General features: G+C 70.9%; 24 protein-coding genes. 9 read left to right on the top strand and 15 right to left on the bottom strand.

All coding sequences use genetic code 11. The annotated features are described in order from the left end of the window. The first annotated feature begins 19 nt into the window (after positions 1-19). A complete protein-coding gene (locus ABD831_RS11120) occupies positions 20-805 on the top strand; it encodes a hypothetical protein (RefSeq protein ID WP_344945927.1) in 786 nt (261 codons plus the stop codon). Here ABD831_RS11120 and ABD831_RS11115 read toward each other — a convergent pair. After that, entirely contained in the window at positions 789-1,904 is a 1,116-nt protein-coding gene (locus ABD831_RS11115; protein WP_344945924.1) for a DNA glycosylase AlkZ-like family protein, read from the bottom strand. The genes ABD831_RS11120 and ABD831_RS11115 overlap by 17 nt on opposite strands. 51 nt (positions 1,905-1,955) lie before the next feature. Further along, complete coding sequence (locus tag ABD831_RS11110) at positions 1,956-3,263, bottom strand: hypothetical protein (protein ID WP_344945921.1); 1,308 nt, start codon at positions 3,261-3,263, stop codon at positions 1,956-1,958. Between the two features lie 100 nt (positions 3,264-3,363). Between ABD831_RS11110 and arr the strand changes: the two genes are divergently transcribed. Both arr and ABD831_RS11100 read left to right on the top strand, forming a co-directional pair. Further along, positions 3,364-4,317 (top strand): NAD(+)--rifampin ADP-ribosyltransferase, encoded by a 954-nt coding sequence (arr, locus tag ABD831_RS11105; protein WP_344945918.1) that lies wholly within the window; start codon positions 3,364-3,366, stop codon positions 4,315-4,317. Between the two features lie 125 nt (positions 4,318-4,442). Next, complete coding sequence (locus ABD831_RS11100) at positions 4,443-4,886, top strand: ferritin-like domain-containing protein (RefSeq protein ID WP_344945915.1); 444 nt, start codon at positions 4,443-4,445, stop codon at positions 4,884-4,886. Positions 4,887-4,985: 99 nt separating this feature from the next. On the opposite strand, the gene ABD831_RS11095 is transcribed toward ABD831_RS11100, so the two are convergent. Together ABD831_RS11095 and ABD831_RS11090 are read right to left on the bottom strand one after the other, a co-directional pair. Next, positions 4,986-5,672 (bottom strand): maleylpyruvate isomerase family mycothiol-dependent enzyme, encoded by a 687-nt coding sequence (locus tag ABD831_RS11095; protein ID WP_344945912.1) that lies wholly within the window; start codon positions 5,670-5,672, stop codon positions 4,986-4,988. 10 nt (positions 5,673-5,682) lie between these two features. Then, on the bottom strand, positions 5,683-6,315 hold the full coding sequence (locus ABD831_RS11090; RefSeq protein ID WP_344945908.1) for a mycothiol-dependent nitroreductase Rv2466c family protein: 633 nt from the start codon (positions 6,313-6,315) through the stop codon (positions 5,683-5,685). A 77-nt stretch (positions 6,316-6,392) separates the two neighbouring features. Between ABD831_RS11090 and ABD831_RS11085 the strand changes: the two genes are divergently transcribed. Next, on the top strand, positions 6,393-6,827 hold the full coding sequence (locus ABD831_RS11085) for a MarR family winged helix-turn-helix transcriptional regulator (protein WP_344945905.1): 435 nt from the start codon (positions 6,393-6,395) through the stop codon (positions 6,825-6,827). Between the two features lie 101 nt (positions 6,828-6,928). Continuing rightward, on the top strand, positions 6,929-7,801 hold the full coding sequence (locus ABD831_RS11080; protein WP_344945902.1) for an alpha/beta fold hydrolase: 873 nt from the start codon (positions 6,929-6,931) through the stop codon (positions 7,799-7,801). Positions 7,802-7,845: 44 nt separating this feature from the next. On the opposite strand, the gene ABD831_RS11075 is transcribed toward ABD831_RS11080, so the two are convergent. From ABD831_RS11075 to ABD831_RS11065, 3 genes are all read right to left on the bottom strand, one after another. Continuing rightward, the gene (locus ABD831_RS11075; protein WP_344945899.1) at positions 7,846-8,358 is read right to left on the bottom strand and encodes a DinB family protein; all 513 of its coding nucleotides are present in this window, start codon (positions 8,356-8,358) and stop codon (positions 7,846-7,848) included. A gap of 71 nt (positions 8,359-8,429) precedes the next feature. After that, the gene (locus tag ABD831_RS11070; RefSeq protein WP_344945896.1) at positions 8,430-9,845 is read right to left on the bottom strand and encodes a sensor histidine kinase; all 1,416 of its coding nucleotides are present in this window, start codon (positions 9,843-9,845) and stop codon (positions 8,430-8,432) included. After that, positions 9,842-10,492 carry a response regulator transcription factor gene (locus ABD831_RS11065; RefSeq protein WP_344945893.1) on the bottom strand — a complete coding sequence of 217 codons (651 nt, stop codon included), beginning with the start codon at positions 10,490-10,492 and terminating at the stop codon, positions 9,842-9,844. The genes ABD831_RS11070 and ABD831_RS11065 overlap by 4 nt, the downstream gene beginning before the upstream one ends. Before the next feature lie 95 nt (positions 10,493-10,587). On the opposite strand from ABD831_RS11065, the gene ABD831_RS11060 reads away from it, so the two are divergent. The 4 genes from ABD831_RS11060 (at position 10,588) to ABD831_RS11045 (ending at position 14,571) form a co-directional block, all read left to right on the top strand. Beyond that, positions 10,588-11,790 carry a LolA family protein gene (locus tag ABD831_RS11060; protein ID WP_344945890.1) on the top strand — a complete coding sequence of 401 codons (1,203 nt, stop codon included), beginning with the start codon at positions 10,588-10,590 and terminating at the stop codon, positions 11,788-11,790. Further along, positions 11,787-12,758 carry an ABC transporter ATP-binding protein gene (locus tag ABD831_RS11055; protein ID WP_344945887.1) on the top strand — a complete coding sequence of 324 codons (972 nt, stop codon included), beginning with the start codon at positions 11,787-11,789 and terminating at the stop codon, positions 12,756-12,758. The genes ABD831_RS11060 and ABD831_RS11055 overlap by 4 nt, the downstream gene beginning before the upstream one ends. Further along, positions 12,745-13,632, top strand: coding sequence for an ABC transporter permease (locus ABD831_RS11050; RefSeq protein ID WP_344945884.1), 888 nt, complete (start codon positions 12,745-12,747; stop codon positions 13,630-13,632). Before ABD831_RS11055 ends, ABD831_RS11050 begins: the two co-directional genes overlap by 14 nt. A gap of 129 nt (positions 13,633-13,761) precedes the next feature. Beyond that, complete coding sequence (locus ABD831_RS11045) at positions 13,762-14,571, top strand: Ltp family lipoprotein (RefSeq protein ID WP_344945881.1); 810 nt, start codon at positions 13,762-13,764, stop codon at positions 14,569-14,571. Positions 14,572-14,650: 79 nt separating this feature from the next. On the opposite strand, the gene ABD831_RS11040 is transcribed toward ABD831_RS11045, so the two are convergent. The 8 genes from ABD831_RS11040 to iolC all read right to left on the bottom strand — a co-directional run bounded on the left by ABD831_RS11040 (position 14,651) and on the right by iolC (position 23,978). Next, entirely contained in the window at positions 14,651-15,655 is a 1,005-nt protein-coding gene (locus tag ABD831_RS11040; protein ID WP_344945878.1) for a Gfo/Idh/MocA family protein, read from the bottom strand. A gap of 28 nt (positions 15,656-15,683) precedes the next feature. Further along, positions 15,684-16,616, bottom strand: a complete 933-nt coding sequence (locus tag ABD831_RS11035) for a TIM barrel protein (protein WP_344945875.1) — start codon at positions 16,614-16,616, stop codon at positions 15,684-15,686. A 37-nt stretch (positions 16,617-16,653) separates the two neighbouring features. Further along, positions 16,654-18,153 (bottom strand): CoA-acylating methylmalonate-semialdehyde dehydrogenase, encoded by a 1,500-nt coding sequence (locus ABD831_RS11030; RefSeq protein ID WP_344945872.1) that lies wholly within the window; start codon positions 18,151-18,153, stop codon positions 16,654-16,656. A gap of 69 nt (positions 18,154-18,222) precedes the next feature. Further along, entirely contained in the window at positions 18,223-19,104 is an 882-nt protein-coding gene (locus ABD831_RS11025) for a sugar phosphate isomerase/epimerase family protein (RefSeq protein ID WP_344945869.1), read from the bottom strand. Continuing rightward, positions 19,101-21,080, bottom strand: coding sequence for a 3D-(3,5/4)-trihydroxycyclohexane-1,2-dione acylhydrolase (decyclizing) (gene iolD, locus ABD831_RS11020; protein WP_344945866.1), 1,980 nt, complete (start codon positions 21,078-21,080; stop codon positions 19,101-19,103). Before iolD ends, ABD831_RS11025 begins: the two co-directional genes overlap by 4 nt. Then, positions 21,077-21,997, bottom strand: a complete 921-nt coding sequence (gene iolB, locus ABD831_RS11015; protein WP_344945863.1) for a 5-deoxy-glucuronate isomerase — start codon at positions 21,995-21,997, stop codon at positions 21,077-21,079. Before iolB ends, iolD begins: the two co-directional genes overlap by 4 nt. Next, a complete protein-coding gene (locus ABD831_RS11010) occupies positions 21,994-22,956 on the bottom strand; it encodes a Cgl0159 family (beta/alpha)8-fold protein (protein WP_344945860.1) in 963 nt (320 codons plus the stop codon). The genes iolB and ABD831_RS11010 overlap by 4 nt, the downstream gene beginning before the upstream one ends. Then, positions 22,953-23,978: a 5-dehydro-2-deoxygluconokinase gene (gene iolC, locus ABD831_RS11005; RefSeq protein ID WP_344945857.1), complete on the bottom strand. Its 1,026-nt coding sequence runs from the start codon at positions 23,976-23,978 to the stop codon at positions 22,953-22,955. The genes ABD831_RS11010 and iolC overlap by 4 nt, the downstream gene beginning before the upstream one ends. Positions 23,979-23,985: the final 7 nt, after the last annotated feature.

Genomic DNA, 23,985 nt, shown 5'->3' with positions numbered 1-23,985 from the left:
TGGTGGAGAGGGGCCCGAGATGACGACGACGGAGACCGTGCCTCGTGAACGACGCATCGCGGCACGCGTGGTCGCTGCGGTCGCGGCCGTGTTCTGGGCTGTGCTGTGGTTCGGGATCACCGACCTGCTCGTCGTGGTGCTGCAGGACGGGCGGTTCCATGAGGACTACCTGTTCGAGTCCGGGTGGGGCCTGCTCTACCTCGTCCTCGTCGCAGTCCCCTTGGTGTGGCTGGCAGTTCATCCCGGCGAGCCGGTGGCGCTGGCGCAGCTCGGAGTGGTCACCTCGGCGGTGCTCGTCGGCGCGCTGTGGCGCGGCTCGTGGCCGCAGACGTGGAACGCCGTCGGTCTGGCACTGACGGTGACGTCGGTCGCCTGGCTCGGGGGCGGCCGTCTGCCGCAGTGGCGCCGCCCTGACCCGGCGCTGTCGGCGCTCGCGCTGCTCGGGCTGCCGGCCGCGGTGGCCTACGGCGCGCCGTTGGTGGCCAACACGACCGAGGTGGAGGACATCACCAACGAGGTCTCGCACCACCCGATGCAGGCGTCGCTGGCCCTGGCGGTGGTGGCTCTGGTCGCGCTCGCCGCGGTGACAGCCGGCCGCCTGCCGGCGTGGACGGCCGCGTTGACGGCATCGTGGCTGGGAGTGGAGTCGATCGTCTATCCCGACCTGGGCGCGAGCCTCGGAAGGACGGGCGGAGCGGTGGCAACCGCGTGGGGAGTGCTCGTGGTGCTCGCCGTCGAGCTGGACCGCCGTCACGTCTCGTCGGTCGAGCGCGGGACCCTCAAGCCGGTCAGGACCGCGGACTGACGTGCAGGTCCGCCCCGAGGATGTCGGCGAGGCGGGAGACCTCCAGCTCGATGGCCCGGTCGGGTCGTCGTGACCCGTGCCGCCAGGCGACCGTGAGCTCGTCGCCCCGCCTCGTCCACGTGCCGCTGACCACGCCACCGACGACCACGGGGTTGGCCTTGCGGGTCATGGCGTCCCGAAGCGCCGGAGGGGTGACGTGGACGTCCTTGGTGCCCGGACCCATCACCCACTGGTCGTGCCCGGGCAGCAAGCGCACGGCCTCCGAGGGCTGCGCGGCCGTGAGGGAGTCGACGTCCTCGCGCACGACGTAGGCGGTCGTGCCCGCGACGTCGACGGCGACGAGCCGGTCGCCGAGGTCTGCGATCCACCGGTCGAGGCGCCGGCGGCCGGCGCTCAGTCCGCTGCCGAGCCAGTAGTGGACGTGGTCGAGGGTCACGGGTCCGTAGCTGCGGAGGTAGGCGGTGATGGCCCGGGGGCCGGCCTCGTCGAGGTCGGGGATGCCCGCCCACCGCGGGTTGCCGTCGAGTCGCTGGAAGGTGTGCTGGCCGTCGCGGGGCGGACCGAAGCTCATGTCCCCCTGCCACGTCAGCGGCTTGACGAGCGTTCCCGCGCCGTCGTCGAAGACCCCTCTGAGGTGCGCGTATGCCGTGTGCCTCGTCAGCGTCTCGCTGAGCTCCGCGATCGTTAACGGCCCGTCACCCAGCGCGTCGCGAACCGCCGCGCGGAAGTCCGGCCAGTCCTCCGGTGTGAGCCGGTAGTACTCCACCCAGCTGCGCAGCTCCCACTGTCGGCCGGCGGCCCGGAGCGCGAGGTAGATGCCACCGTCCTCGGGTGCGAGGTAGTGCATCGACCCGCGGAACGCGAACGCCTTGATCACCGCGCCGTCCGCCAGCGCCGCTGCGAGGTCACCCGGGCGCGCGGTCGCGCTTCGGGTGCTGACGGCAAGGTCGGCGAGTGACTCGTCCATCGACAGCACGGCTCCGAGCCGGCGCACGACGTCGGCCGCGGACACGGGCCTGGTCGGATCGAGCAGCTGTCGCTCGATCCGCCAGGCCAGTGCCTGCGGCCAGGTGGTGGTGGCCGCTGTGGAGGTGGTCATCCCGGCATGGTGGCACCGATCCCGGACGGAAGGCGTCCGGCGGAGCGGGGATCAGACCGCTTCGACCTCGGTGCTCACGGCCGGCGCCCGGGTCGAGGACTGGCTGGTCAGCTCGCCGTCGGTCGACACCGTGGCGCTGTGCCAGGTGACCGGTCCCGACGACGAGGTGCGTGGGTCGCCGCTCGTCCCGTCCGACGACACGCCCTGCAGAGCCTGGTCGCGCGTGGCCTCGGAACCGGACTCCGTCTGGGACCCGATGTAGATGACCTGCTGCGGCTGGTTCTGGATGAGTGACACGTCGGTGCAGATGTTGAGCGGCGAGCCCCACCCGACGGTCACCACGAAGGTCACGCCGTGGTTCGGGTCGAACGGCGGGCCGTGCGGCGTCACGTTGTCGACCGTGATGGAGGCGGCGCCGACGAAGCGCTGGGCGCTGTTGTCGGCGAGCTTCTGACCACCGGTGACGTACTCGCTCGCGGCCACGGCGACAACGGAGTCGGCACTCAGTGCGCCCCAGTTGAGGTTCACCACGTTGCGGCCGGGGTTCATCCTCCAGTAGATGCGAATGGACATCGGCACTGCTCCTTCGTAGAAGTCCAGGGGGTAGGGGTTGTCGGGGTTGGGCCCGGGAATGGTCCAGCTGTGCACGGAGCCATCAGGATTGGTACGCGGGAAGTGCGCGTCGAGCTGCGCCTTGAAGGCCGGGAAGGGGTCGTCGCTGCGACCGGTGAGGTTCCGGTAGACGCCCGCGAGCGTGGGCGCAGCAGCGGCGATGACCCGCTTGATGTCGTAGCCGAGCTGGTACGACAGGTAGTTGATGAAGAGCGTCGCGCACCCGCTCTTCTCGTCCGGGGCGTGGTCGTGCTCGTCGATGGTGTTGACGAAGTCGAGCCGGTCGCTGTTGATCCAGAAGCGTGCCGTGTCGAAGCCGGGCTCGTTGAACCCCAGGCTTGTCCGTCGGAGGAACTCGGCCGAGAGGACCCGTGAGAGCCCTTCGCCCGCCGACCCCTCGTTGCTGCCGTCGCTCGCGAACCAGCCCCGGTTCTGGGCGAGCATGAGCATCTCGACGACCTCGGCGACCAGGAGGTAGCGCACGACGTCGAGCCCCGACCCGTTGCCGGGTCGCAGCGAGATGGGTGGTCCCCATGAGGCGCCGGCGTAGCCTCCCGGCACGATGTTGACCTCGATGGGGAGTGAGTACGGCAGCGCGATGCCGCCGAACCAATCGGACATGATCCGGTAGTCCGCCTCGCACACGTTCATCAGGGCCTGCGCCCGCTGGAGGCCGTCAGCGCTCGACAGAGAGGTGTCGTAGCTGAGCTTGTAGTGCGTGGTGGAGCCGACTGTGGAGAGGGTCATGCAGAGCAGAGGCGCGCGGGCTCCACGGTGATACGCGTCGCATCGACGACGACCGCGCCGAGCCCGGACGGGGCCCAGCCGTTGTGCCAGACTCGACGCGATGCAGACACGCTCGGGTGACTTCGCGTTGACCATCGACGAGCTGCGGGCCGTCGCCGCGTATGCCGTCGCGTGCGCCGCGCCTGCCCTCGTGATCTTCCAGCGGGCGCACCCCGAGGACCCCCGCCCGGCAGCAGCGCTCGACGCTGCCCGGGTCTTCGTCGAGGGGGCGCCCCGGTCCCGCCTCCAGCGGACCGCGGCAACCGATGCCCACCGGGCCGCCAGGGAGGCGTCGACCGAGCCAGCCCGGCACGCGGCCACCGCGGCCGGTGATGCGGCCGCTGCGGCATACCTCCACCCGTTGGCGAAGCCGACGCAGGTGCGCCACATCCTGGGAGCGGCTGCGCAGGCCGCCCGGGCGGCCGAGCTGGCCCGAGGAGATGACCCCGTCGTCGCGGAGTACGTGGTCACCGCTGCCGCCCAGCGCGCCGACCCGGTCGTCCTCGACGTGCTCAGCCGCTACCCGCGAGCACCCCACGGCCGCAGTCGAACTGCTGCGCTCATGACACGGCTCGACAGCCTGCTCCGCGACCCCGCCCCGACGCCGCGCGTGGTCGACGACCCGGGCCCGTTCTTCCACGGGACCAGGGCGGACGTGCGCCCCGGCGACCTGCTCACCCCGGGATGGCGGTCGAACTACGGCTCGGGGCGTCAGTCCAAGCACATCTACGTGACGGCCACCCGAGAAGGGGCGCCCCTGGCCGCGGAGCTCGCGCGCGGCGACGGTCCCCCACGCGTCTACCGGGTCGAGCCGCTCGGCACGATCGAGGACGACCCCAACGTCACCGACAAGCGCTTCCCCGGCAACCCGACCCGCTCCTACCGGACGAGGGAGCCGCTCCGGGTCGTCGAGGAGATCATCGGGTGGGAGCCCCCTCCGGCAGAGATGGTCCGCCACATCCGCGAGCGGATGGGTGAGCTGGCCGAGCTCGGCATCGAGGCGATGGACGACTGACGACGGCCGGCCCGGGCGCCCTCGTGCGACTCGTTCGGCGTCCCTGCCGGGTGCGACGTGGCGATTGGGCTGCTGCTCCGGCGGGTAGGACCCGGAGGTACAGCACCCCGAACGAAGGAGCGCACATGTCGGACGACGCCAAGGTCGCCAAGGACCTCGTGGAGACCCTCAAGGACGGCGAGAACGGCTTCGCCTCAGCGGCCGAGAAGCTGCGTGACAGCGACCGCGCCGAGTGGGCCACCACCCTGCAGCGCCTCGCTGAGCAGCGCGCCGGCTTCCGCCGCGAGATCGTCGAGATGGGCCACGAGTACGGCGACGACGTCGACGAGAGCGGGTCGGCTGCCGCCGCCTTGCACCGCGGCTGGATCTCGCTCAAGGACGCCTTGACCGGTGACGACGCGGGCAGCGTCCTCGGCGCCGCCGTCACGGGTGAGGACCACGCGGTCTCGGAGTACGAGAAGGCCGAGAAGGCCGACCTCAGCGTCGGCTTCCGTGAGGTCGTCGCCCGCCAGCACGCCGCGATCGTGGCGGCTCGTGACGAGGTCAAGGCCCTGCAGATCGCTGACTGACGTCACGCCCGCGTGGCGCACGAACGCGGTGGATCGCCGGCACCAGCTGCCGGCGATCCACCGCGTTCTCGTCAGGTCGGCTCCCGTGGGCGCACGCGTTCAGGAGGAGCTCGAGACCACGGGGCGCAGGGCGTCGACGCCCGCGCCGGTCAGCCGGTCGAGGGCCACGCTGCGCCCCGTGAGCAGCAGCAGGATCGCGGCGATGGGCCCGGCGACCTCGAGGCCCGCGCCACGCGTCCAGTCGGTGTCGGTGGCGGCCAGGCGATAGCCGTCGAGCGGTATTCGGCGGAAGACCTTGTTGAGCCACGAGTCGCGCGTGTCCCAGCGGCGGGTGGCCGCGAGCGTGGCCGAGGCCGGGCGCATCGCGAGGTCGAGCCCGAGTGGGATGGCCATGTCCTGGCTGTGCACGAGGATGTCGGTGAGCGTCTCCAGCGGGGTCACCCCGACGTTGTGCTTGCGCGAATCGATCATCGACCTGATCCGGGCGACGATCTCCGCGCTCGAGAGCACGCGCGCCTGGATCACGGCTGAGTCGTGGATCGTCGCGTTCAGGGTGAGGCTGCGCAGCATTCGCGGGTGGCGCGCGATGAACGTCGCGAAGTCTCCCAGGCGTTGCTGCTGGAGGGTGAGGTGGGCGGCGACGTGCCGGACGGCCCATCCCTCACACAGTGATGGATGGTCCCACTGGTCGGCCGTGAGCTGCTCGAGCAGGTCGGCAGTACGGGCTCGCTGGTCGTCGATCGCGTCCCAGACGTCATCGGCCCGGGCGATGGTCTTCGTGGTCATCTCGTCCTCCTCAGGTGAAGACCGGTGGGCGGGTGCGGGTTCGCTTGAGCTCGAAGAACTGCGGGTAGCCGGCGAGGAGCAGGGCGCCGTCGAAGACGCGGACCGCGTCCTCGCCGCGCGGGATGGCGTTGAGGACCGGCCCGAAGAACGCCACGCCATCGATGTGGGTGATCGGCGTGCCGACCCCGCCTCCGACCGGCGCGACGCCCTCGTCATGACTGCGACGCATGGCGTCATCGTGCTCCGGCGACTCCATGGCGTCCTCCAGGTCGGGCGGGAGACCGACCGCGGCCAGCGCGGAGCGCACCGCCCCGTGGTACTCCTCGGTGCTGGGGCGCCGCCACCGGTCGAAGACGATCTCGCCGAAGGCCGTGTAGAAGCCGCCCAGGACCTGCTCTCCGAACTGCGTCGCCGCCGCGGTCGCGACCCGGGACGGCCCGCGGGTCCGCTCGACGTGCTCGCGATAGTCGGCCGGCACGTCGCTGCGGTGCTCGTTGAGCAGGTAGAGGCTCATCACGTGGTGGCGGACGTGCAGCGGGCGACGCTCGGCGACCTCCAGCAACCATCGCGACGCCGTCCACGAGTAGGGGCACACCGGGTCGAACCAGAAGTCGACGACGCTCGCATCGGGTGTCGTGGTCATGAGCTGTCCCCCGCTCACTAAGATAGTCCCGTTATCGAACTACTATAGTTCGTTGATGGGACTATGCAAGGGGTCAGATGAGCCGTGAGCTACCGAGCAGCCTGCTGATGTTCATCGCCGCGCGCGCGGCTGCGGACCGGATCTTCCGTGCCGTGCACGACGCCGGCTTCGACGACGTGACCATCGCGCAGAGTCGGCTCATGATGGGCCTGGACCCCGAGGGCACGCGCCTGAGTGTCCTCGCCGAGCGCGCCCAGATCGCCAAGCAGACCGCCACTGCCCTGGTCGACAAGCTGGAGCGGGCCGGCTACGTCCGGCGCGTGCCCGATCCGTCTGACGGCCGAGCACGACTGGTGCGCCTGACTCCCCGCGCCGAGGCAGTCCTCCCGATCGCGCGCGCCGAGGAGGAGCGCATCGAGGCCGAGTGGCACGCCCAGCTCGGACCCGAGCTCATGGGCCAGCTGCGGCAGGCCCTGACTGCCCTTCGCGACATCACCGACCCGTACCAGTAGGGCCCTGCTCGTTGCGGGTTGCGAGAGATCGGCTGTGGAGCCCCGAGGGCTGTTCCTCGTATCGCGACCCCGGTGAGACGGCGGGCTGCAACCCTGTCGACATGACAACCACCACCACGCGGACCCTGCGAGTACCGGGGGCGACGATCACCTACGACGTCCACGGCCCGGTGCCGACGGCCGGCCGACCACTCCTGCTCATGATCGGTCAGCCCATGGTCGCGGCCGGGTTCGCCACCCTTGCAGCGCACTTCCCGGAGCGGACGGTGGTGACCTACGACCCGCGAGGGCTCGGCCGTAGTGTCCGCGACGACGGGCGCACCGACAACGACCCCGAGCTGCAGGCCGAGGACCTCCACGCCCTCATCGCGGCCCTCGGCGCGGGACCGGTCGAGCTGTTCGCCAGCAGCGGCGGTGCCGTCACGGCGCTGGCCCTGGTCGCCGCCCACCCCGAGGACGTGCGCACCCTCGTCGCGCACGAGCCCCCACTGCTGGCGGTCCTGCCCGATACCCAGCGCGCCCTCGCCGCCGAGCGGGCTGTCCAGCGGACCTATCACGCCGGAGGATCCGGCCCCGGCTGGGCGCACTTCCTGGCCATGACCATGTGGCAGGGCGAGTTCACGGACGAGTATGCCGCCCGACCCGCGCCCGACCCCGCGTCGTTCGGTCTACCGGTCGACGACGACGGCTCACGGGACGACCCGATGCTGTCCGGTGCCTCCAACGCGGTGACGCGGTATGAGCCGGACCTCGACGCCCTCCGCTCTGCGCCGGCGCGGATCGTCATCGCGGCCGGGATCGAGTCGACAGACCTGATCACCGGACGCACGTCGGCGGCCCTCGCGGAAGCTCTGGGCCGGCCACTGACGATCTTCCCCAGCAACCACGGCGGCTTCCTGGGCGGCGAGTACGGCCAGACGGGTGAACCCGAGGCCTTCGCCGCCAAGCTGCACGAGGTGCTCGACGCGCCCTGAAACCTGCTGTCAGGCAGACGGGACCTGCGCGACTCCCACTTCGCTCAGCGAGGTCCCAGACCGGTGGCGCCGTCGAGAAGCTCTCGGGCGGCGTCGAGGTGGCCGGCGTGACGAGCGGTCTCCTCGATCAGGTGCAGGGCCACCCAGCGAAGGTCGGTGATCGGCTCCCCCGGCCAGTCGAGCCCGTGCTCGCCGCGCAGAGGCGCATCCAGGTCCCCGGACCGGAGGATGTCGTTCGAGATCTCGCACTGACGGCGGTACTGCTGGATCACCGCAGCGCTGGAATGCCCGGTGGTGAAGGGCGCCCTCGGCTCGTGCGGGTCCTCGATGCCGTCGTCCCACGTGACCTCCGGGTGGGTCCCGAGCACCACCCACTGGAACCACATGGCCTCGGCACCGGCCAGGTGCCGAACGAGTCCGATGGGCGTCCAGCCGGACGGAAGCACCGGCGAGTGCAGCTGGGCCTCGTCAAGGCCGTCGAGGATGGCCAACACGGCGTCTCGCTGCTGGTCGAGGAAGTACTGGAGCCGGTCACGCTCGCTCGTCACGTCAGCCACGCCCTGAACTCTAGGCCCGACCGGCGACACGCTCAGCGCCAACGCCGTCTCCGCTGGCGCGCCAGCGAGCATCAGCCGTCCCCCGGCAGGGTGACGACGGCACGCAGACCCGGTCCCGCGTCCTCGAGCCGCACGTCGCCGCCACTGCGCCGCAGGAGCGCCCGGGTGATCGGCAGGCCGAGCCCGCTGCCTCCGCTGTCCCGGTCACGAGCCTCGTCGAGCCTCGTGAACCGGTCGAAGACCCGCTCGCGGTCCTCGACGGAGACGCCATGGCCGTCGTCGGTGACGGTCACCTCGACCTGGTGTCCGACCGAGGTGGCGTCGAGCACGACACGGGAACGGGCGTGCCGGACAGCGTTGTCGACGAGGTTCGTCAGCGCCCGCGTCACGTCACCCCTCGGCCCCCACGTCTGCAGCTGGCGCCCGGCGAGGGTCGGCGAGGTGCGCACCGGGACGCGGGCGCCGCCGTAACGGCCGGCCACGTCGCACAGCAGCGCGACGACGTCGATCGCAGCGGACTCGCGGGTCGTGGCGGCGTCATCGGCACGCGCCAGCAGGAGGAGGTCGTCCACCAGCATCGTCAGGCGGTCCACGTCGGCGAGCAGCTCGGCCGGCAGGTCGCCCCCCTCACCGAGGCGCTGCGCCACCTCGAGCTGGGTGCGCATGCTGGCGAGCGGGCTGCGCAGCTCGTGGGCCGCGTCGGCCACGAAGGCGCGCTGCTTGCGCCGGGCGACCGTGATCCTGTCGAGCATGGCGTTGAGGGTCGTCGCGAGGGCGCTGACCTCGTCACGCGTCGGCGGCACGGGCAGGCGCTCGCTCTCCGAGGACGACTCGTCGATGCGCTCGGCGCCCCGCCGGAGCGCCTCGACCGGCGAGAGGGCCGCTCCGATGACGCGCCAGGCGATGACCGCCAGCACGGCAAGCAGCAGCGGGAAGATCCACAGCAGCAGGGTGCGCAGCGTTCGGGCGCTCTGCTCTACGTCGGCAGTGGGCGCCGCTGCGACGACGGAGTACTCGCGGCCCGTCGGCGCAGCGGGTGTCGTCGGAGCCGCTGGCCCCGCCGGGACCGCCGCGACCTGCAGCCGGCCCGACAGTCCGGAACGGCTGCCCGGGACGACCACCTGCTCGCCTGCGAGGGCACGACGTAGCTCGTCGGGGGTCACGAGGGCGGTCAGTCGATCGGCCGTCACCGAACCGGACACGACCCGCCCCTGGGCGTCGAGGACCTGGACCACCTGCGACCCCGAGACCGGGACCGGGTCGGGCAGCCGGCCCGAGTCGACGAGCAGCGCCACCTGTTGGGCGCTGGCACGGGCCGTGCCCTCGATGGAGCGTCCGAGCGAGGCGGTGAGGACGGCGTAGAGCAGGACACCACCGATGAGGAGCGCACCGGCGAGGCCGGCGAGGCCGACGAGCAGCAGCCGGGCCCTGATGCTCAGCCGGGCGAACCGGTGCCGCACGGACCTCCGGACCGGCTCGTCGGTCACGGCGCCATCCGATAGCCCACGCCGCGAACGGTCTCGATCCGCATCCTGCCCAGCTTGCGACGAAGGTAGCCCACGTAGACCTCGACGACGTTCGCGTCGTCGAGGTCCCCCCACACCTTCTCGAGGAGCTCCTCCTTCCGGACGGCGGCGGGGTACGCGCGCAGGAGGTGCTCGAGCAGGAGGAACTCTCGCGGGGCGAGCGACACCTCCGAGCCCTCGACCGCGACGCGGTGGGCGGCCGGATCGAGCGTCAGCCCGGCCACCTCGAGCACCGTGGGACGCGGCACCGGGTCGCGACGCAGCAGCGCCCGCAGCCGGGCCACGAGAACGACGAATGAGAACGGCTTGGTCAGGTAGTCGTCCGCCCCGTAGTCGAGCCCGTCGGCCTCGTCGTACTCCCCGTCCTTCGCCGTGAGGAGCAGCACCGGTACCCAGTTCTGTTCGGCCCGAAGCGTCTTCACGACCGTGTAACCGGAGATCCGCGGCAGCATGATGTCCAGGACAACGACGTCGTAGGCACCGAACCGCGCCGCCTCGAGGCCCGCCTCGCCATCCCCGACGTGGTCGACGACGAAGCCCTCGGCGGTCAACCCGCGCACGATGGCGGCGGCCATCCGGGCCTCGTCCTCCACCAGCAGCACCCGCACACCGCCCACGATGCCACGGGGTGGACGCGTCGGGCGGCGCCATGCGGCCGCGTGGTCTCAGTGGACTCTCAGCAGGCAGGACGCACGATGGGGACATGCGCCTCTTCATCGACCACCCCAGGGCCCGCTGGGTCCTGCCCGTCGCGGCAGCCGGGGTCATCGGCGCCACGGCCCTCACCGTCAACCAGACGGCCAGTGCCGACAGCGGTCTGCCGTCGCGCACGGCAGCCCAGCTGCTCGCCGACGTGCGCTCGGCGGATGTCTCCAGCCTCTCCGGGACCGTCGTGCAGACCTCGGACCTCGGGCTGCCCGACCTGCCTGGGCTCGGGGGCTCTGGGCGCCCCGGCTCGGCCAGCAGCTCGCTGACCTCCCTCGTCTCGGGCACGCACACCTGGCGAATCTGGCTCGACGGCCCCACCCGACAGCGGCTCGCGCTCATCGGCGCCAACGGCGAGTCCGACGTCATCCACAACGGCGCGGACGTCTGGCTGTGGTCCAGCGCGGACAAGACGGCGGTGCACCACAAGCTGAGCAGCGGTCAGGCGCGTGCTGGGGCGACCGGCAACCACCTGCCCGGCGGGCTCCCGGGTGGAGTCCCGAGCGCGCTGCCCTCCGGCGCGCCGCGCACCCCGGACGAGGCGGCCGGGGCGGCGCTGGCCCTCATGGGCAAGGACACCACGGTGACGACGTCGGGCACGGCCTCGGTCGCGGGCCGCTCCGCGTACGAGCTGGTTCTCACCCCCAAGGACAAGACCACCCTCGTCGGGTCCGTGCGGATCGCGATCGACAGCCAGGAGCACATCCCGCTGCGCGTGCAGGTCTACTCGACGAAGCTCACGAACCCTGCCTTCGAGGTCGGCTTCACGGCCGTCGACTTCGCCAAGCCCGACGCTCGGCAGTTCGCGTTCACCCCGCCCACGGGAACCACGGTCACCGAGTCGGACCAGCTGACCGCGCCCAAGGGCGGTGCCAGCACCAACGCGACCCCGGTCAAGCCCGCCGACCGCGCCTCGAACATGATGCAGGGCCCCCCGAAGGTCGTCGGATCCGGGTGGAGCACGGTCGTCGTGGCACCGTTCACCCTTCCGAGCTCGCAGCAGAAGGACGGCGGGTCCGCGGCCGACAGCGCGGCCCAGCTGAACGGCATACTCAAGGCCCTCCCGACCGCGTCCGGCACCTGGGGCAGCGGGCACGTCCTGCAGGGCACCCTCTTCTCGCTCGTCCTGACGGACGACGGCCGGATGGCCGTGGGAGCCGTCTCGCCCGACCGGCTCTACACCGCCCTGGCAGCGAAGTGACTCGACCACTTGAACCACTGCGGACGTCAGTCCCCGGAAGCGATCTCGCGATCGCGACCCGGGGGCTGACGAAGCGTTTCGGCGCGCGCGCCGCGGTCGACGGCATCGACCTCGTCGTGCCGCGGGGGTCGGTGTACGGCTTCCTCGGTCCGAACGGCTCGGGCAAGACGACGACGATCCGGATGCTGCTCGGTCTTGTCCGACCGTCCGCTGGCACGAGCACCCTTCTGGGGCAACCGATCCCGCAAGGTTCTCAGATGGTGCTTCCCCGTGTCGGGTCCCTCGTCGAGGGTCCGGCCTTTCACCCCTACCTGTCGGGCCGCGCCAACCTCCAACGTCTCGACGCGGCCGACCTCACCGCGAACCCGCACGACGCGAAGCAGCGCATCGACGCCGCTCTCGACCGGGTCGGCCTCCTGGCGACCGCGGGGAAGCGCTACCGCGCCTACTCCCTGGGGATGCGCCAACGGCTGGCGATCGCCGCCGCGCTCCTCGTCCCACGGGAGCTCCTCGTGCTCGATGAGCCGACGAACGGCCTTGACCCGCAAGGAACTCGCGAGGTGCGCCACCTCGTTGCGTCGCTCGCGTCGGACGGGACGACGGTCTTCGTGTCGAGCCACCTGCTGTCCGAGGTTGAGCAGATGTGCACCCACCTCGGCGTCATGAGTGACGGCCGGCTCGTCGCGCAGGGCTCCACCACCGAGGTCCGCGGAGGGGCGGCGCCAGCGGCCCGGGTCCTCACGGAACAGCCGACCGAGGCGGCGAGGATCATGTCCGAGCTCGGGCTCGTCGGTGTCGAGGCGGTGCCGGGCGGCGTCCGCGGGACGCCGGACGGCATCGCCCCGGAGAAGATCGTGGCCGCGCTCGTCGAGGGCGGCGTCGGCGTCAAGGAGTTCACCGTGACGAGTCCCAGCCTCGAAGACCTGTTCGTCGCGCTCACCGGGGAGGGCTTCGATGTCAGCGGCTGAACCGACTCTGACCGGCGCTCCCGAGAGCCTCCCGGGAGGTGACCGGGTGCCGTTGTCCCGACGGCTGTCATCCCGGCTGCTGCGGTCGGAGCTGCGGCTCATCGCCGGCCGCCGACGCAACCAGATGGGCTTGCTCGTCCTCGCAGCAGTGCCGGTCCTCATCGCCGTCGCGGTGCGGATCTCGTCGCCTCGCGAGGGGCGTGGTCCGGACTTCCTGTCCTCGATCACCTCCAACGGGCTGTTCGTGCCACTCGCCGCCCTCAGCGTCGAGCTGGGGCTGTTCCTCCCCCTCGCCATCGCCATGCTGGCGGGCGACGCGGTGGCCGGCGAGGCGAACCTCGGGACGCTTCGCTACCTGCTCACGGTGCCGGTGGGGCGGACCCGGCTGCTGGTGACGAAGTACCTCTCCCTCATGATCGGCGCGGTGTGGGGTGTCGCCGTCGTGGTCCTCGCCGGCACGATCGCCGGGATCGCGCTCTTCGGCACCGGGCCGATGCTGACCCTGTCGGGCACCGAGATCTCGTTCGGCTCGGCGGTCTGGCGGGTCGTGCTGGTCAGCCTCTACATCGCTGCCGGCCTGGCCGCCCTCGCCGCCGTGGGGCTGTTCATCTCGACGCTCACCGAGCAGCCGCTGGCTGCCACGGTCGCGCTCATGATCTTCACCATCCTCTCGTGGATCGCGGACTCGGTGCCGCAGATCTCGTGGCTGCACCCGTGGCTTCTCGTCGACCAGTGGATGGCGTTCGGCGACCTGCTCCGCGACCCGCCCTTCTGGGACAACATCGCCCAGGGCCTGCGGGTCGACCTTGCGTATGCCGTGCTCTTCGGGTTGCTCGCCTGGGCCCGGTTCGCGGGCAAGGACATCACGAGCTGACGCAGCAGCCTGCCAGCTGGCAGGGGGATGCGGGATTGCTGTCATGGGAATTGCCGAAACGGGGACACCCCGACAAAAGCGTCAGAGACTGCCTTGTTAGTCCAGGGAACTCACAAGGAAGTACCACCCATGAGCGACAACAGCTATCAATACCCCACGCCCGACGGTGAACCGAGCTCGTCGTCGACCTGGGCACCGCCGCAGGGAGCCCCGTTCACTGCGGCTGGGTCAGGCATGCCGAAGCCGAAGATGGGCAGGGGCAAGAAAGCTGGTCTCTGGGCTGGAGGGATCGTGGTCGCTTTCATCGCCATCGGCGCCATGGGTGGCGACCCGAAGACGGCGCCGACCGCCGCGCCGGTCGTGAACTCGAGTACGACGGATACGGCCTTGGCGCCCGCGACGGCCGCCACCTCATCAGTGGACACGGCAGCCGCGGACAAGGCAGCCGCAGACAAAGCCGCGGCGGACAAGGCAGCCGCCGACAAAGCCGCGGCGGACAAGGCAGCGGCCGACAAGGCAGCAGCCGACAAAGCCGCAGCCGCAAAGGCAGCCGCAGCCAAAGCCGCCGCAGCGAAGGTTGCCGCGGCAAAGGCAGCCGCAGCCAAAGCCGCCGCAGCAAAGGCAGCCGCTGAGGAGGCTGCGAACGCGATGACCGTGTCGCAGGAGCAGGCAGTCTCCAAAGCAGAGTCCTACCTCGACATGATGGCTTTCTCTCGCAAGGGCCTGATCAAGCAGCTGCAGTTCGAACAGTTCTCGAAGGCCGACGCGACGTTCGCCGTGGACCACATCTCGGCCAACTGGAACGAGCAGGCTGCCAAGAAGGCCCAGTCCTACCTCGACATGATGGCTTTCTCCCGTGGCAGCCTCATCAACCAGCTGACGTTCGAGGGCTTCACCTCCGCGCAGGCCAGGTACGGCGTGAAGGCTGTCGGTCTCTGAACGGGCCGACCTCAACGCGGCACGACGTCGAGCTGGTCAGCCTCCATCAAGGCTGACCGGCTCGACGTCGTTGACGGACTCAGGCGTAGAAGTCGGGCTTCGCGATCATCTCGACCTTGACGACGCCTTCGTCGGTGAGCGCCCGCACGCCGGCGTCACAGACGCACGCGGCGGCATACCCGTCCCATGACGTCGAGCCCGTGTGCTCGCCGCGCGCGACCGCCGAGATCCACTCCTGCACCTCGGTGACGAAGGCCCCCCAGAAGCGGTCGTTGTGGTCGCGGGCGATGGAGTTGCGGTGGCCCGAGCCATCGCGCACCTCGATGGCGTTCTGGTCGGCCAGCGACACGGTGCCCTTCTCGGCGACGGCCTCGCAGCGGATGTCGTAGCCGAACTGGCAGTTGACGAAGATCTCGTCGTCGACGCGCACCCCGGACTCGGTCTCGAGGATCAGGACCAGCGGGTCCTGGAGGTGCTCGAAGCGCAGCGACGTCTTCTTCGGCTTGTCGACGCGCGCCGAGACGAACTCCTCGCCGAGCAGCCAGCGCATCGTGTCGACCTCGTGGATCGCGGTGTCGTTGATCGCCATGTCCCACGTGTAGTGCTCGGGCACGGTGGGGTTGCGGTGTGCGCAGTGGACCATGAGCGTCTCACCGAGCTCGCCGGAGTCGAGCAGCGACTTCATCTGGCGGTAGCTGCGGTCGAAGCGACGCATGAAACCGACTGTCACGAGACGCCGCCCAGCCGCCTGCTCGGCCTCCATGATCCGCAGTGCGGCCTCGGCCGTCGGCGTCAGCGGCTTCTCGCAGAAGACCGGCTTCCCGGCGGCGATCGCCGCCAGGACGTCGACCTCGTGGGCCGGCCCGTAGCTGCAGATCATGACGGCGTCGACCTCGTCGGCTGCGATCAGCTCGGCCGACGACGCGTAGGCCGTCCCGTCGATCCGCAAGGCCACCTCGGCAGCGCGGGCCGGGTCGACGTCGCTCACGGCGACGACGCGTCCGCCTGAGATGACGGTGTGGATGCGGTCGATGTGGGCCTGGCCCATGCCGCCGGGGCCGATCATGCCGATGCGAACGGTCATTGCGGTGACTCCTTCGTCACTGGTGGGCTCAGCGGAGGCCGAGGCCGATGGAGGCGAGGTACTCGCGGGTCTGGATGGCGTTGGGCAGCGGGTAGGAGGGGTCGCACGGAAACATGTCCTGCTCGCAGACGACGTAGAGCTCCTTGTCGAGGTCGGCGAGGGCCTCGACGAGCGACGGCATGTCGGGCGCACCGGCGGGCGGCGCGACCGAGCAGCCCTTGGCGACAGCCAGACCGAAGGGCCAGTCCTCCTCGTGGGCCTGCTTGACGAGCCCCTCGTCCATCGCCTTGATGTGGACGTAGGAGATGCGCTCGGGGTACTTGCGGCACAGCTCCATCGGGTCGCCGCCGCCGTAGACGATGTGGCCCGTGTCCAGGCAGAAGCCGACGTAGTCGGGGTCCGTCGCCTGGAAGACGCGGTCGATGTCCTCGGGCGTCTCGATGTGGCTGTCGCCGTGCGGGTGCAGCACCATCTTGAGGCCGTAGTCCTCCTTCATGATGCGACCGAGGCGGTCGGCGTTCGAGATGTAGGCATTCCACGCCTCCGTCGACAGGACGCGGTCGTCGGTGAACTCCCACGTCTTGTCGTCACGGAAGAGCGGCGGCAGGTGGACGATGTACTCGGCCCCCACTGCGGCGTGGGTCTCCGCGATGGAGCGGAAGGTCTTCTCCGTCTCGTCCCACGCCTCGGGCTTGTGCAGGATGCCCCAGCCGGTGCCGGCGACGACCTGGAAGCCGCGCTTGTCCATCTCCTCCTGCAGCCGCTTCGGGTCCTTGGGGAAGTAGCCGAACGGCCCCGTCTCCATGACGGAGAAGCCGGCCTCGGCCATCTCGTCGAGCGCCGTCTCCCAATGGATCTGCTTGTCGTCCTCGGGGAACCAGACACCCCACTGGTCAGGACAGACACCGATCGTCAGCTTGCTGTAGCGCTCGTCGGTGTTGCGGGCCTTGGACTCGGCCATCGTTGGTCGTTCCTCTCGAGAGTGTCGGGGTTGGGGTTCAGTCGTTCTGGGGGAAGCCGAGGTTGAGGCCACCGTGGCTCGGGTCGAGCCAGCGCGAGGTGACGACCTTGCCGCGGGTGAAGAAGTGCACGCCCTCCATGCCGTGGGCGTGGGTGTCGCCGAAGAGCGAGTTCTTCCACCCGCCGAAGGAGTAGTAGGAGACGGGCACGGGGATCGGCACGTTGACGCCGACCATGCCGACCTCGACGTTGCGCTGGAACTTGCGGGCCGCCCCACCGTCGTTGGTGAAGATGGCCGTGCCGTTGCCGTAGGGGTTGCTGTTGATGAGCTCGAGCCCCTCGTCGTAGGAGTGGACTCGCACCACCGACAGCACCGGACCGAAGATCTCGTCGTCGTAGAGCGACATCCCCGGCTTGACGTTGTCGAAGAGCGTCGGCGCGAGGAAGTAGCCCTCACCGTCGGAGTCGTAGTCGTCCCGGCGCCCGTCGACGACGAGCGTCGCCCCCTCGGACACCCCGGCATCGAGGTAGGAGGTCACCTTGTCGCGGTGCTGCGACGTGACGAGCGGGCCCATGTCGCAGCCGCGCGTGCCGTCACCGGTGACGAGCTTGCCCATCCGGTCCTTGATCTTGGTGATCAGCTCGTCGGCTATGGGCTCGACCGCGACGAGCGCTGAGATCGCCATGCACCGCTCCCCCGCCGAGCCGAAGCCGGCGTTGACGGCCGCGTCGGCCGCGAGGTCGAGGTCGGCGTCGGGCAGGACGAGCATGTGGTTCTTCGCGCCGCCGAGGGCCTGGACGCGCTTGCCGTTCGCCGTCCCCGTCTCGTAGACGTACTTCGCGATCGGGGTCGAGCCGACGAACGACACCGACTTGACGTCCGGGTGGGTCAGCAGGGCGTCGACCGCCTCCTTGTCGCCGTTGACGACCTGCATGACGCCGTCGGGCAGCCCGGCCTCCTTCCACAGCGCCGCGATCGCGAGGGCCGCCGACGGGTCCTTCTCCGAGGGCTTGAGCACGACGGCGTTGCCGCACGCGATGGCGACGGGGATGAACCACATCGGCACCATGGCCGGGAAGTTGAACGGTGAGATGACCGCGACGACACCGAGCGGCTGGCGGATCGAGTAGACGTCGACGTTCGTCGAGGCGTTCTCGGAGAAGCCGCCACGCATGAGCGTCGGTATGCCGCAGGCGAACTCGGCGACCTCGAGGCCGCGGCTCACCTCGCCGAGCGCGTCGGAGAGCACTTTGCCGTGCTCGGCCGTGATGAGCGCCGCAATGTCCTCCTTGCGCTCGTTGAGCAGCTCCCGGAAGGCGAAGAGCACGCCGGTCCGCCTGGCGAGCGAGGCGTCGGCCCAGCCCTCCCAGGCACTCGCGGCGCTCTTGACGACGTCGTCCACGAGCGAGGCCGAGGCGAGGTCGAGCACGCCGGTCTGCTCACCGGTCGCGGGGTTGAAGACGGGCGACGTGCGCTCGGCGGTGCCGGCCCACGACTGGCCGTCGATGAGGTGGGTGATGCGGGTGGGCGTGCTCATGGCGGTGTCCTTCGGGTTCAGATCTACAGCTGCAGGAGGGGCGTCTGCCGGGTGGCGGCGGACGTGGGGTCAGGCGGAGACGAGCGTGGGCGGGGTGGCCCACTTGTCGAGGTAGGAGCGGATCGTGTCGCGCATGTAGGTGCTCGACTCGCGGGCACGGTCCTCCCAGGCGAAGACGCACGAGGTGACGATGCCGTCGAAGCCGATGCGCTCGAGGCCGGCGAAGAACTGACCGAAGTCGACCTCGCCCTGCCCGATGTCGAGGTGCTGGTGCACCGTGACCTGCGAGCCGGGCGGGTTGACGATGTAGCGCAGCCCCGACGACGCGGTGTGGTCGTAGGCGTCGGCGACGTGGACCATGGTCACGAGATCGCCTGCCTTGTCGAGGATCCCGTCGCAGTCGTTGCCCTGGTGGAAGGTGTGCGGCGCGCAGTAGAGGAAGCTGACGTTCGGGCTGTTGATGCCGCGGATGATGTCGACCGCGCGCTTGCCGTCCTCTTCCCAGTCGTCGGGGTGCGGCTCGAGCACGAGCCGGATCCCCTCCTTCTCGAAGACGGGCAGCAGCTCGTCCATCGACCGCCAGAACATCCGCTCGCACACGGCCGCCTCTCGGGGGTTGCCGTTGAACTCGGAGTTCATCGTGTCGACGCCGAGGTCGCTGGCGATCTGGATGGCACGCGTCCAGTAGCGCACCGCCGCCTGCCTGTCCTCCTCGTCGGGACCGGACCACTTGAAGAGCGGGAGCACCGACGAGACGCCGACGCCCGCCACGGCGAGCGCCTTGCGGAACGAGGCGACCGTGGTGTCGTCCACGCGCGGGTGGTTGAAGAACGGGATGAAGTCGTCGCGGGGCGACAGCTCGATCCACTCGTAGCCGAGCTCGGCCACGAGAGAGGGCAGCTCGAGCAGCGGCGTCCCGCGGAACATGTAGGGGTCGAGAGCGAGCTTCATGACGAGGACTCCGGGGTGTTCGGGGTGTTCGCGTTCGTCGGGCGGCCAGGGGTGAGGAGCGGACGCTGGGTGGCCTTGTGGTCGACGTACTCGGCGTATGCCGTCCGCGTCGTGTCGAGGTCGCTCACCTCCGAGACCGGCACGTCCCACCACGACGCACTGTCCGGCGCGTGGACGAGAGGGTCGGTCTCGACGTGGATGACGACGGGTCCGCCGTCGGCCGGCCACGCCTTGGCCTCCTTGATCGCCTGGTGCAGCTCGCCCTGCGAGTGCACCTCGATGACGTGGGCGCCGAGCGACCTGGCGTTGGCCGCGAGGTCGACGGGCAGGACGTCGCCGTCGAGACGCCCCGACGACTCGCCGCGGAAGCGGTAGCTCGTGCCGAAGCGCTGCGACCCGAGCGACTCCGACAGCGAGCCGATCGAGTGGAAGCCGTGGTTCTGCACGAGCACGACGATGACCTTGACGCGCTCCTGGACGGCGGTGACGAGCTCCGTCGGCATCATGAGGTAGCCGCCGTCGCCGACCATCGCGAAGACGTCACGCGACTCGTCGGCGAGCCGGATGCCGATCGAGGCCGGCACCTCGTAGCCCATGCACGAGTAGCCGTACTCGACGTGGTAGCCCTTGCGGTCCCGCACCCGCCACAGCTTGTGGATGTCACCGGGCATCGACCCCGCCGCGCAGAGCACGACGTCACGCGGGTCGCTCAGCTCGTTGACGGCGCCGAGCACCTGGCCCTGGGTGAGCAGCCCGGCGGCCAGCTTGTCCGTGACCTCTGGGGCGGGGTTGAAGGCGGCCTCGACCGACGCGTCCCACTCGGCCCACAGCGCGGCCTGGCGCGACCGGTAGGCGTCGTCGACGGCATACCCCTCCAGGGCAGTGGTCAGGGAGGTCAGCGCCTCGCGGGCGTCCGCGACGACCGACAGGCCCGCGTGCTTGCCCGCGTCGAAGCGTGCGACGTTGACGTTGACGAAGCGGACCGCGTCGTCCTGGAAAGCCGTCCGCGACGCCGTGGTGAAGTCGCTCCACCGCGTGCCGATGCCGATGACGACGTCGGCCTCGGCGGCGAGCGCGTTGGCGGCCGTGGTGCCGGTCGAGCCGACGGCGCCCATCTCCTGCGGGTGTCCGTGGGGCAGCGAGCCCTTGCCGGCCTGCGACTCGCCGACGGGGATGCCGGTGGCGTCGCAGAACGCCCGCAGCGCCTCCTCGGCTCCCGAGTAGTGCACCCCACCACCGGCGACCACGAGAGGCCGCTTCGCCGAGCGGATGACGGCTGCGGCGTCGGCGACGTCGACGGCCTCGGGCAGCGGACGCGCCACTCGCCACGTCCGCGGCGCGAAGAGCTCGACCGGCCAGTCGTGGGCCTCGGCCTGCACGTCCTGCGGCAGCGAGATGGTCACGGCGCCCGTCTCGACGGGGTCGGTGAGCACCCGCATCGCGCCGAGCAGCGCCGACGGCAGCTGCTCCGGACGGCTGACCCGGTCGAAGAACTTCGACAGCGGGCGGAAGGCGTCGTTGACGGTCACGTCGGCGGCATACGGCAGCTCGAGCTCCTGGAGCACCGGGGCGGACACGCGCGTCGCGAAGGTGCCGGACGGCAGCAGCAGCACGGGGATCCGGTTGATCGTGGCGAGCGCCGCACCCGTGAGCATGTTCGTCGAGCCGGGACCCACGGACGCGGTGCACGCCCACGTCTGGAGGCGGTCCTTCTGACGCGCGTAGGCCACGGAGGTGTGGACCATCGCCTGCTCGTTGCGGGCCAGGACGTACGGGAGGTGCTGGTCGCCGTCGGCGAGCTCGTTCTGCAGCAGCGCCTGCCCGAGACCGGCGACGTTGCCGTGGCCGAAGATGCCGAAGCAGCCGGCGAAGAGCTTCTGCCGCTCGCCGTCGCGCTCGCTCCACTGGTTGGCGAGGAAGCGGACCACGGCCTGAGCCACGGTCAGACGCACGGTCTGCTGGTCGTCACGCGTCATCGGGTGCCTCCAAGCGGGAGTCGGGGGTCGACCGGCTGGTCGGACCAGGTGTCGCGGACCCAGCCGTGGGCGGGGTCGTCGCAGATGAGCCAGGCACGTTCCGCTCCGGGACCGGCCATGACGTTGAGGTAGTAGAGGTCGTAGCCGGGGGCGGCCATCGCGGGACCGTGCCAGCCGTGCGGCACGAGGACGACGTCGCCCGAGTGCACCTCGGCGAGCACGTCGATCGGGCGCTCGTCGGTGCCGTAGACGCGCTGGTAGCCCACCGGGCTCGTGCCCGCGGCATCCGGCGAGCCCGCAGCGGGAGCCACCTCGAAGTAGTAGATCTCCTCGAGCTCGGTCTCGACACCCGGACGGTCCTCGTCGTGCTTGTGCGGCGGGTAGGAGCTCCAGTTGCCACCGGGTGTGATGACCTCGCAGGCGATGATCGAGTCGGCGTCGAGCACGCCGGGGATGCCGAAGTTGCGGACCTCCCGCGACGCGACGCCCGCGCCGCGCAGCTCGACGGGCACGTCGGCGGCGTCCACGTGGCGGAACGGCGGCGTGTGCCGCTCCGCCGCGCGGGCGCCGCACACCGCGACCCTGGCCGGTCCGCCCTCGGCGGTCACGGTGAGCTCGGCGTCCCGGGAGGCGTAGGCGACGTCGGTCGGACCGGCGAAGACGGACTCGCGGCCCGCCAGTCGTGCCTCGTGCTTCTCGCCGTCCCCGTCGACCGCCGTGACGGTGACCGAGCCCGAGAGCGGCACGACGACGTGCTCCCACTCGCCGGCCGGGACGCTGCGGCTCTGGCCGGGGGCGAGGTCCACGGCATACAGCCGCGTGTGCGACCACCCGTCGACGGTGTCGTCGATCGCGACGGACCACTCGGCCGTGCCGGCGCTCCCGAGCGGGCGCACCCAGCGCTCGTTGTCGCTCATGCGCCGACCCCGCTCCCGTTGGCGGACCCGTGGACGAGGCCCGCGGCGATGTCGACGGCCGCGGCGACGTCGCCGTCGGGCGGGAAGAGCAGGGCGCGTCCGACGACGAGACCGCGCACGGCGGGCAGGTCGAGCGCGTGGGCCCACGACGCATACGTGTCCTGCGGGTCACCCTGCGGGTCACCACCGAGGAGCAGCGTCGGCAGCGTCGTCGCATCCATGACGCGGTCGAGCTCGTCGACGACGGGCAGCTTGAGCCACGTGTAGGCGCTCGAGGCGCCGAGGCCGGCGGCGATGTGGACCGACTTGATCGTCGAGTCAGGGTCGAGCTGGTTGACGACCCGACCGCCCTCGCGGGTCGAGAGGAACGGCTCGACCATGGCCATGACCTGGTGCTCGGCGAGCGCGGTGACGGCGTTGGCGCTCGCCTCCAGGGTCGCCACCGTGCCGGGGTCGTCGAGGCAGATGCGGGTCAGCATCTTGCCGCCGTCGATGCCGCGTGCCGCGATCTCGGCGGCGGTGTAGGCGGTGAAGCGGTCGTCGAGCTCGAAGGTCGCGCCCTGGAGGCCGCCACGGTTCATCGAGCCGATGGCCACCTTGTCGTCGAGCGCGCCGAGCAGGAGCAGGTCGTCGAGGATGTCGGGGGTGCCGAGCACGCCGTCGACGCCGGGTCGCTGGAGCGCGGTGACGAGGCGGTCGAGCAGGTCGCTGCGGCTCGCCATGGCCGCGCCCGCGCCGCGGACGCCCAGCGCGCCACGGGCCGGGTGGTCGGCGGCGACGAGGAGCATCCGGCCGTCCTCACGCACGAGCGGGCGGCGCCGGCGCGCAGCCCAGCCGGCGGCGATGCGCCCGGGCTCTCGGACGCGGATCTCGGTCAGGTCCGCGACCTTCGGGCTCGCGGGCGAGCCGAGGGGCGGGCTGGTCGGGCTCGTCGGGGTGCTGACGGGCGTGGCGGTCATCGTGCCTCCTCGGCGACGGCGGCGAACGGGGCGGCGTGCCGGTCGGGGGCGGACAGGCGCTCCTCGACCTCGGCGGAGGTCGGCATCGCGGTGGAGCACTCGAGCTTGCTGGCGACGATCGCACCCGCGACGTTGGCGAACTCGAGGACGCGCCGCAGGTCCCAGCCCGCGAGCAGGCCGTGGCAGAGCGCGCCGCCGAAGGCGTCGCCGGCCCCGAGACCGTTGACGACGTCGACGGGGAAGGGCGGCACCTCGACGCGCTCGTCGCGGGTCGCGGCGAGCACCCCCTTGGGGCCTTGCTTGACGACGGCGAGCTCGACGCCGCGCTCGAGCAGCGCGTCGGCCGCCCGCTGTGGGTCGGTCTCGCCGACGGCGACCTCACACTCCTCGCGGTTGCCGACGGCGACGGTCACCTGCTCCAGCGCGCGTCCGACCTGCTCGCTCGCCTCGGCCCGGTCGGCCCAGAACATCGGGCGGTAGTCGAGGTCGAGCACTGTGTGGGTGCGCCGGCCCCGGGTCTCCCAGGCGCGGAAGTGCGCCGCGCGGCTCGGCTCCTGCGAGAGGCCCGTGACGGTCGACCAGTAGACGCCGGCGCCGCGGATCGCGTCGAGCGGCAGCTCGTCGGCCTCGATGAGGAGGTCGGGGGCGATCGGGTAGCGGTAGAAGTAGAGCGGGAAGTCGTCCGGCGGGAAGACCTCGCAGAAGGTGACGGGCGTCGGCGGCCCTGCCACGGGCGAGACGAACGCGTCGTCGACGCCGAAGTCGCGCAGCGCCTCGTGGATGTAGCGGCCGAACGCGTCCTGCCCGGTCCGCGTGATGAGGGCGACCCGGTGCCCGTGACGGGCCGCGGCGACGGCGACGTTGGTCGCGCTGCCGCCGAGGAACTTCTCGAAGGTACGCACCTTCTCGAGGCCGACGCCGTGCTGCAGCGGGTAGATGTCGACGCCGGTGCGCCCGATGGCGACGACGTCGTAGGAGGTGTCGTATGCCGTGTCGCCGGGCGTCGTGGTGGGGGTGCTCATCGTCGTC

This window comes from Terrabacter ginsenosidimutans, assembly GCF_039539425.1.
Taxonomy (GTDB): Bacteria; Actinomycetota; Actinomycetes; order Actinomycetales; family Dermatophilaceae; genus Terrabacter; species Terrabacter ginsenosidimutans.
This window is presented reverse-complemented; position numbering and strand designations above follow the sequence as displayed.

Excerpts from the sequence above, each read along its gene's own strand:
- ABD831_RS11120 (WP_344945927.1), top strand. The coding sequence starts at position 20 with ATGACGACGACGGAGACCGTGCCTCGTGAACGACGCATCGCGGCACGC.
- ABD831_RS11115 (WP_344945924.1), bottom strand. The coding sequence starts at position 1,904 with ATGACCACCTCCACAGCGGCCACCACCACCTGGCCGCAGGCACTGGCC.
- ABD831_RS11110 (WP_344945921.1), bottom strand. The coding sequence starts at position 3,263 with ATGACCCTCTCCACAGTCGGCTCCACCACGCACTACAAGCTCAGCTAC.
- arr (WP_344945918.1), top strand. The coding sequence starts at position 3,364 with ATGCAGACACGCTCGGGTGACTTCGCGTTGACCATCGACGAGCTGCGG.
- ABD831_RS11100 (WP_344945915.1), top strand. The coding sequence starts at position 4,443 with ATGTCGGACGACGCCAAGGTCGCCAAGGACCTCGTGGAGACCCTCAAG.
- ABD831_RS11095 (WP_344945912.1), bottom strand. The coding sequence starts at position 5,672 with ATGACCACGAAGACCATCGCCCGGGCCGATGACGTCTGGGACGCGATC.
- ABD831_RS11090 (WP_344945908.1), bottom strand. The coding sequence starts at position 6,315 with ATGACCACGACACCCGATGCGAGCGTCGTCGACTTCTGGTTCGACCCG.
- ABD831_RS11085 (WP_344945905.1), top strand. The coding sequence starts at position 6,393 with ATGAGCCGTGAGCTACCGAGCAGCCTGCTGATGTTCATCGCCGCGCGC.
- ABD831_RS11080 (WP_344945902.1), top strand. The coding sequence starts at position 6,929 with ATGACAACCACCACCACGCGGACCCTGCGAGTACCGGGGGCGACGATC.
- ABD831_RS11060 (WP_344945890.1), top strand. The coding sequence starts at position 10,588 with ATGCGCCTCTTCATCGACCACCCCAGGGCCCGCTGGGTCCTGCCCGTC.
- ABD831_RS11050 (WP_344945884.1), top strand. The coding sequence starts at position 12,745 with ATGTCAGCGGCTGAACCGACTCTGACCGGCGCTCCCGAGAGCCTCCCG.
- ABD831_RS11045 (WP_344945881.1), top strand. The coding sequence starts at position 13,762 with ATGAGCGACAACAGCTATCAATACCCCACGCCCGACGGTGAACCGAGC.
- ABD831_RS11040 (WP_344945878.1), bottom strand. The coding sequence starts at position 15,655 with ATGACCGTTCGCATCGGCATGATCGGCCCCGGCGGCATGGGCCAGGCC.
- ABD831_RS11035 (WP_344945875.1), bottom strand. The coding sequence starts at position 16,616 with ATGGCCGAGTCCAAGGCCCGCAACACCGACGAGCGCTACAGCAAGCTG.
- ABD831_RS11030 (WP_344945872.1), bottom strand. The coding sequence starts at position 18,153 with ATGAGCACGCCCACCCGCATCACCCACCTCATCGACGGCCAGTCGTGG.
- ABD831_RS11025 (WP_344945869.1), bottom strand. The coding sequence starts at position 19,104 with ATGAAGCTCGCTCTCGACCCCTACATGTTCCGCGGGACGCCGCTGCTC.
- iolD (WP_344945866.1), bottom strand. The coding sequence starts at position 21,080 with ATGACGCGTGACGACCAGCAGACCGTGCGTCTGACCGTGGCTCAGGCC.
- iolB (WP_344945863.1), bottom strand. The coding sequence starts at position 21,997 with ATGAGCGACAACGAGCGCTGGGTGCGCCCGCTCGGGAGCGCCGGCACG.
- ABD831_RS11010 (WP_344945860.1), bottom strand. The coding sequence starts at position 22,956 with ATGACCGCCACGCCCGTCAGCACCCCGACGAGCCCGACCAGCCCGCCC.
- iolC (WP_344945857.1), bottom strand. The coding sequence starts at position 23,978 with ATGAGCACCCCCACCACGACGCCCGGCGACACGGCATACGACACCTCC.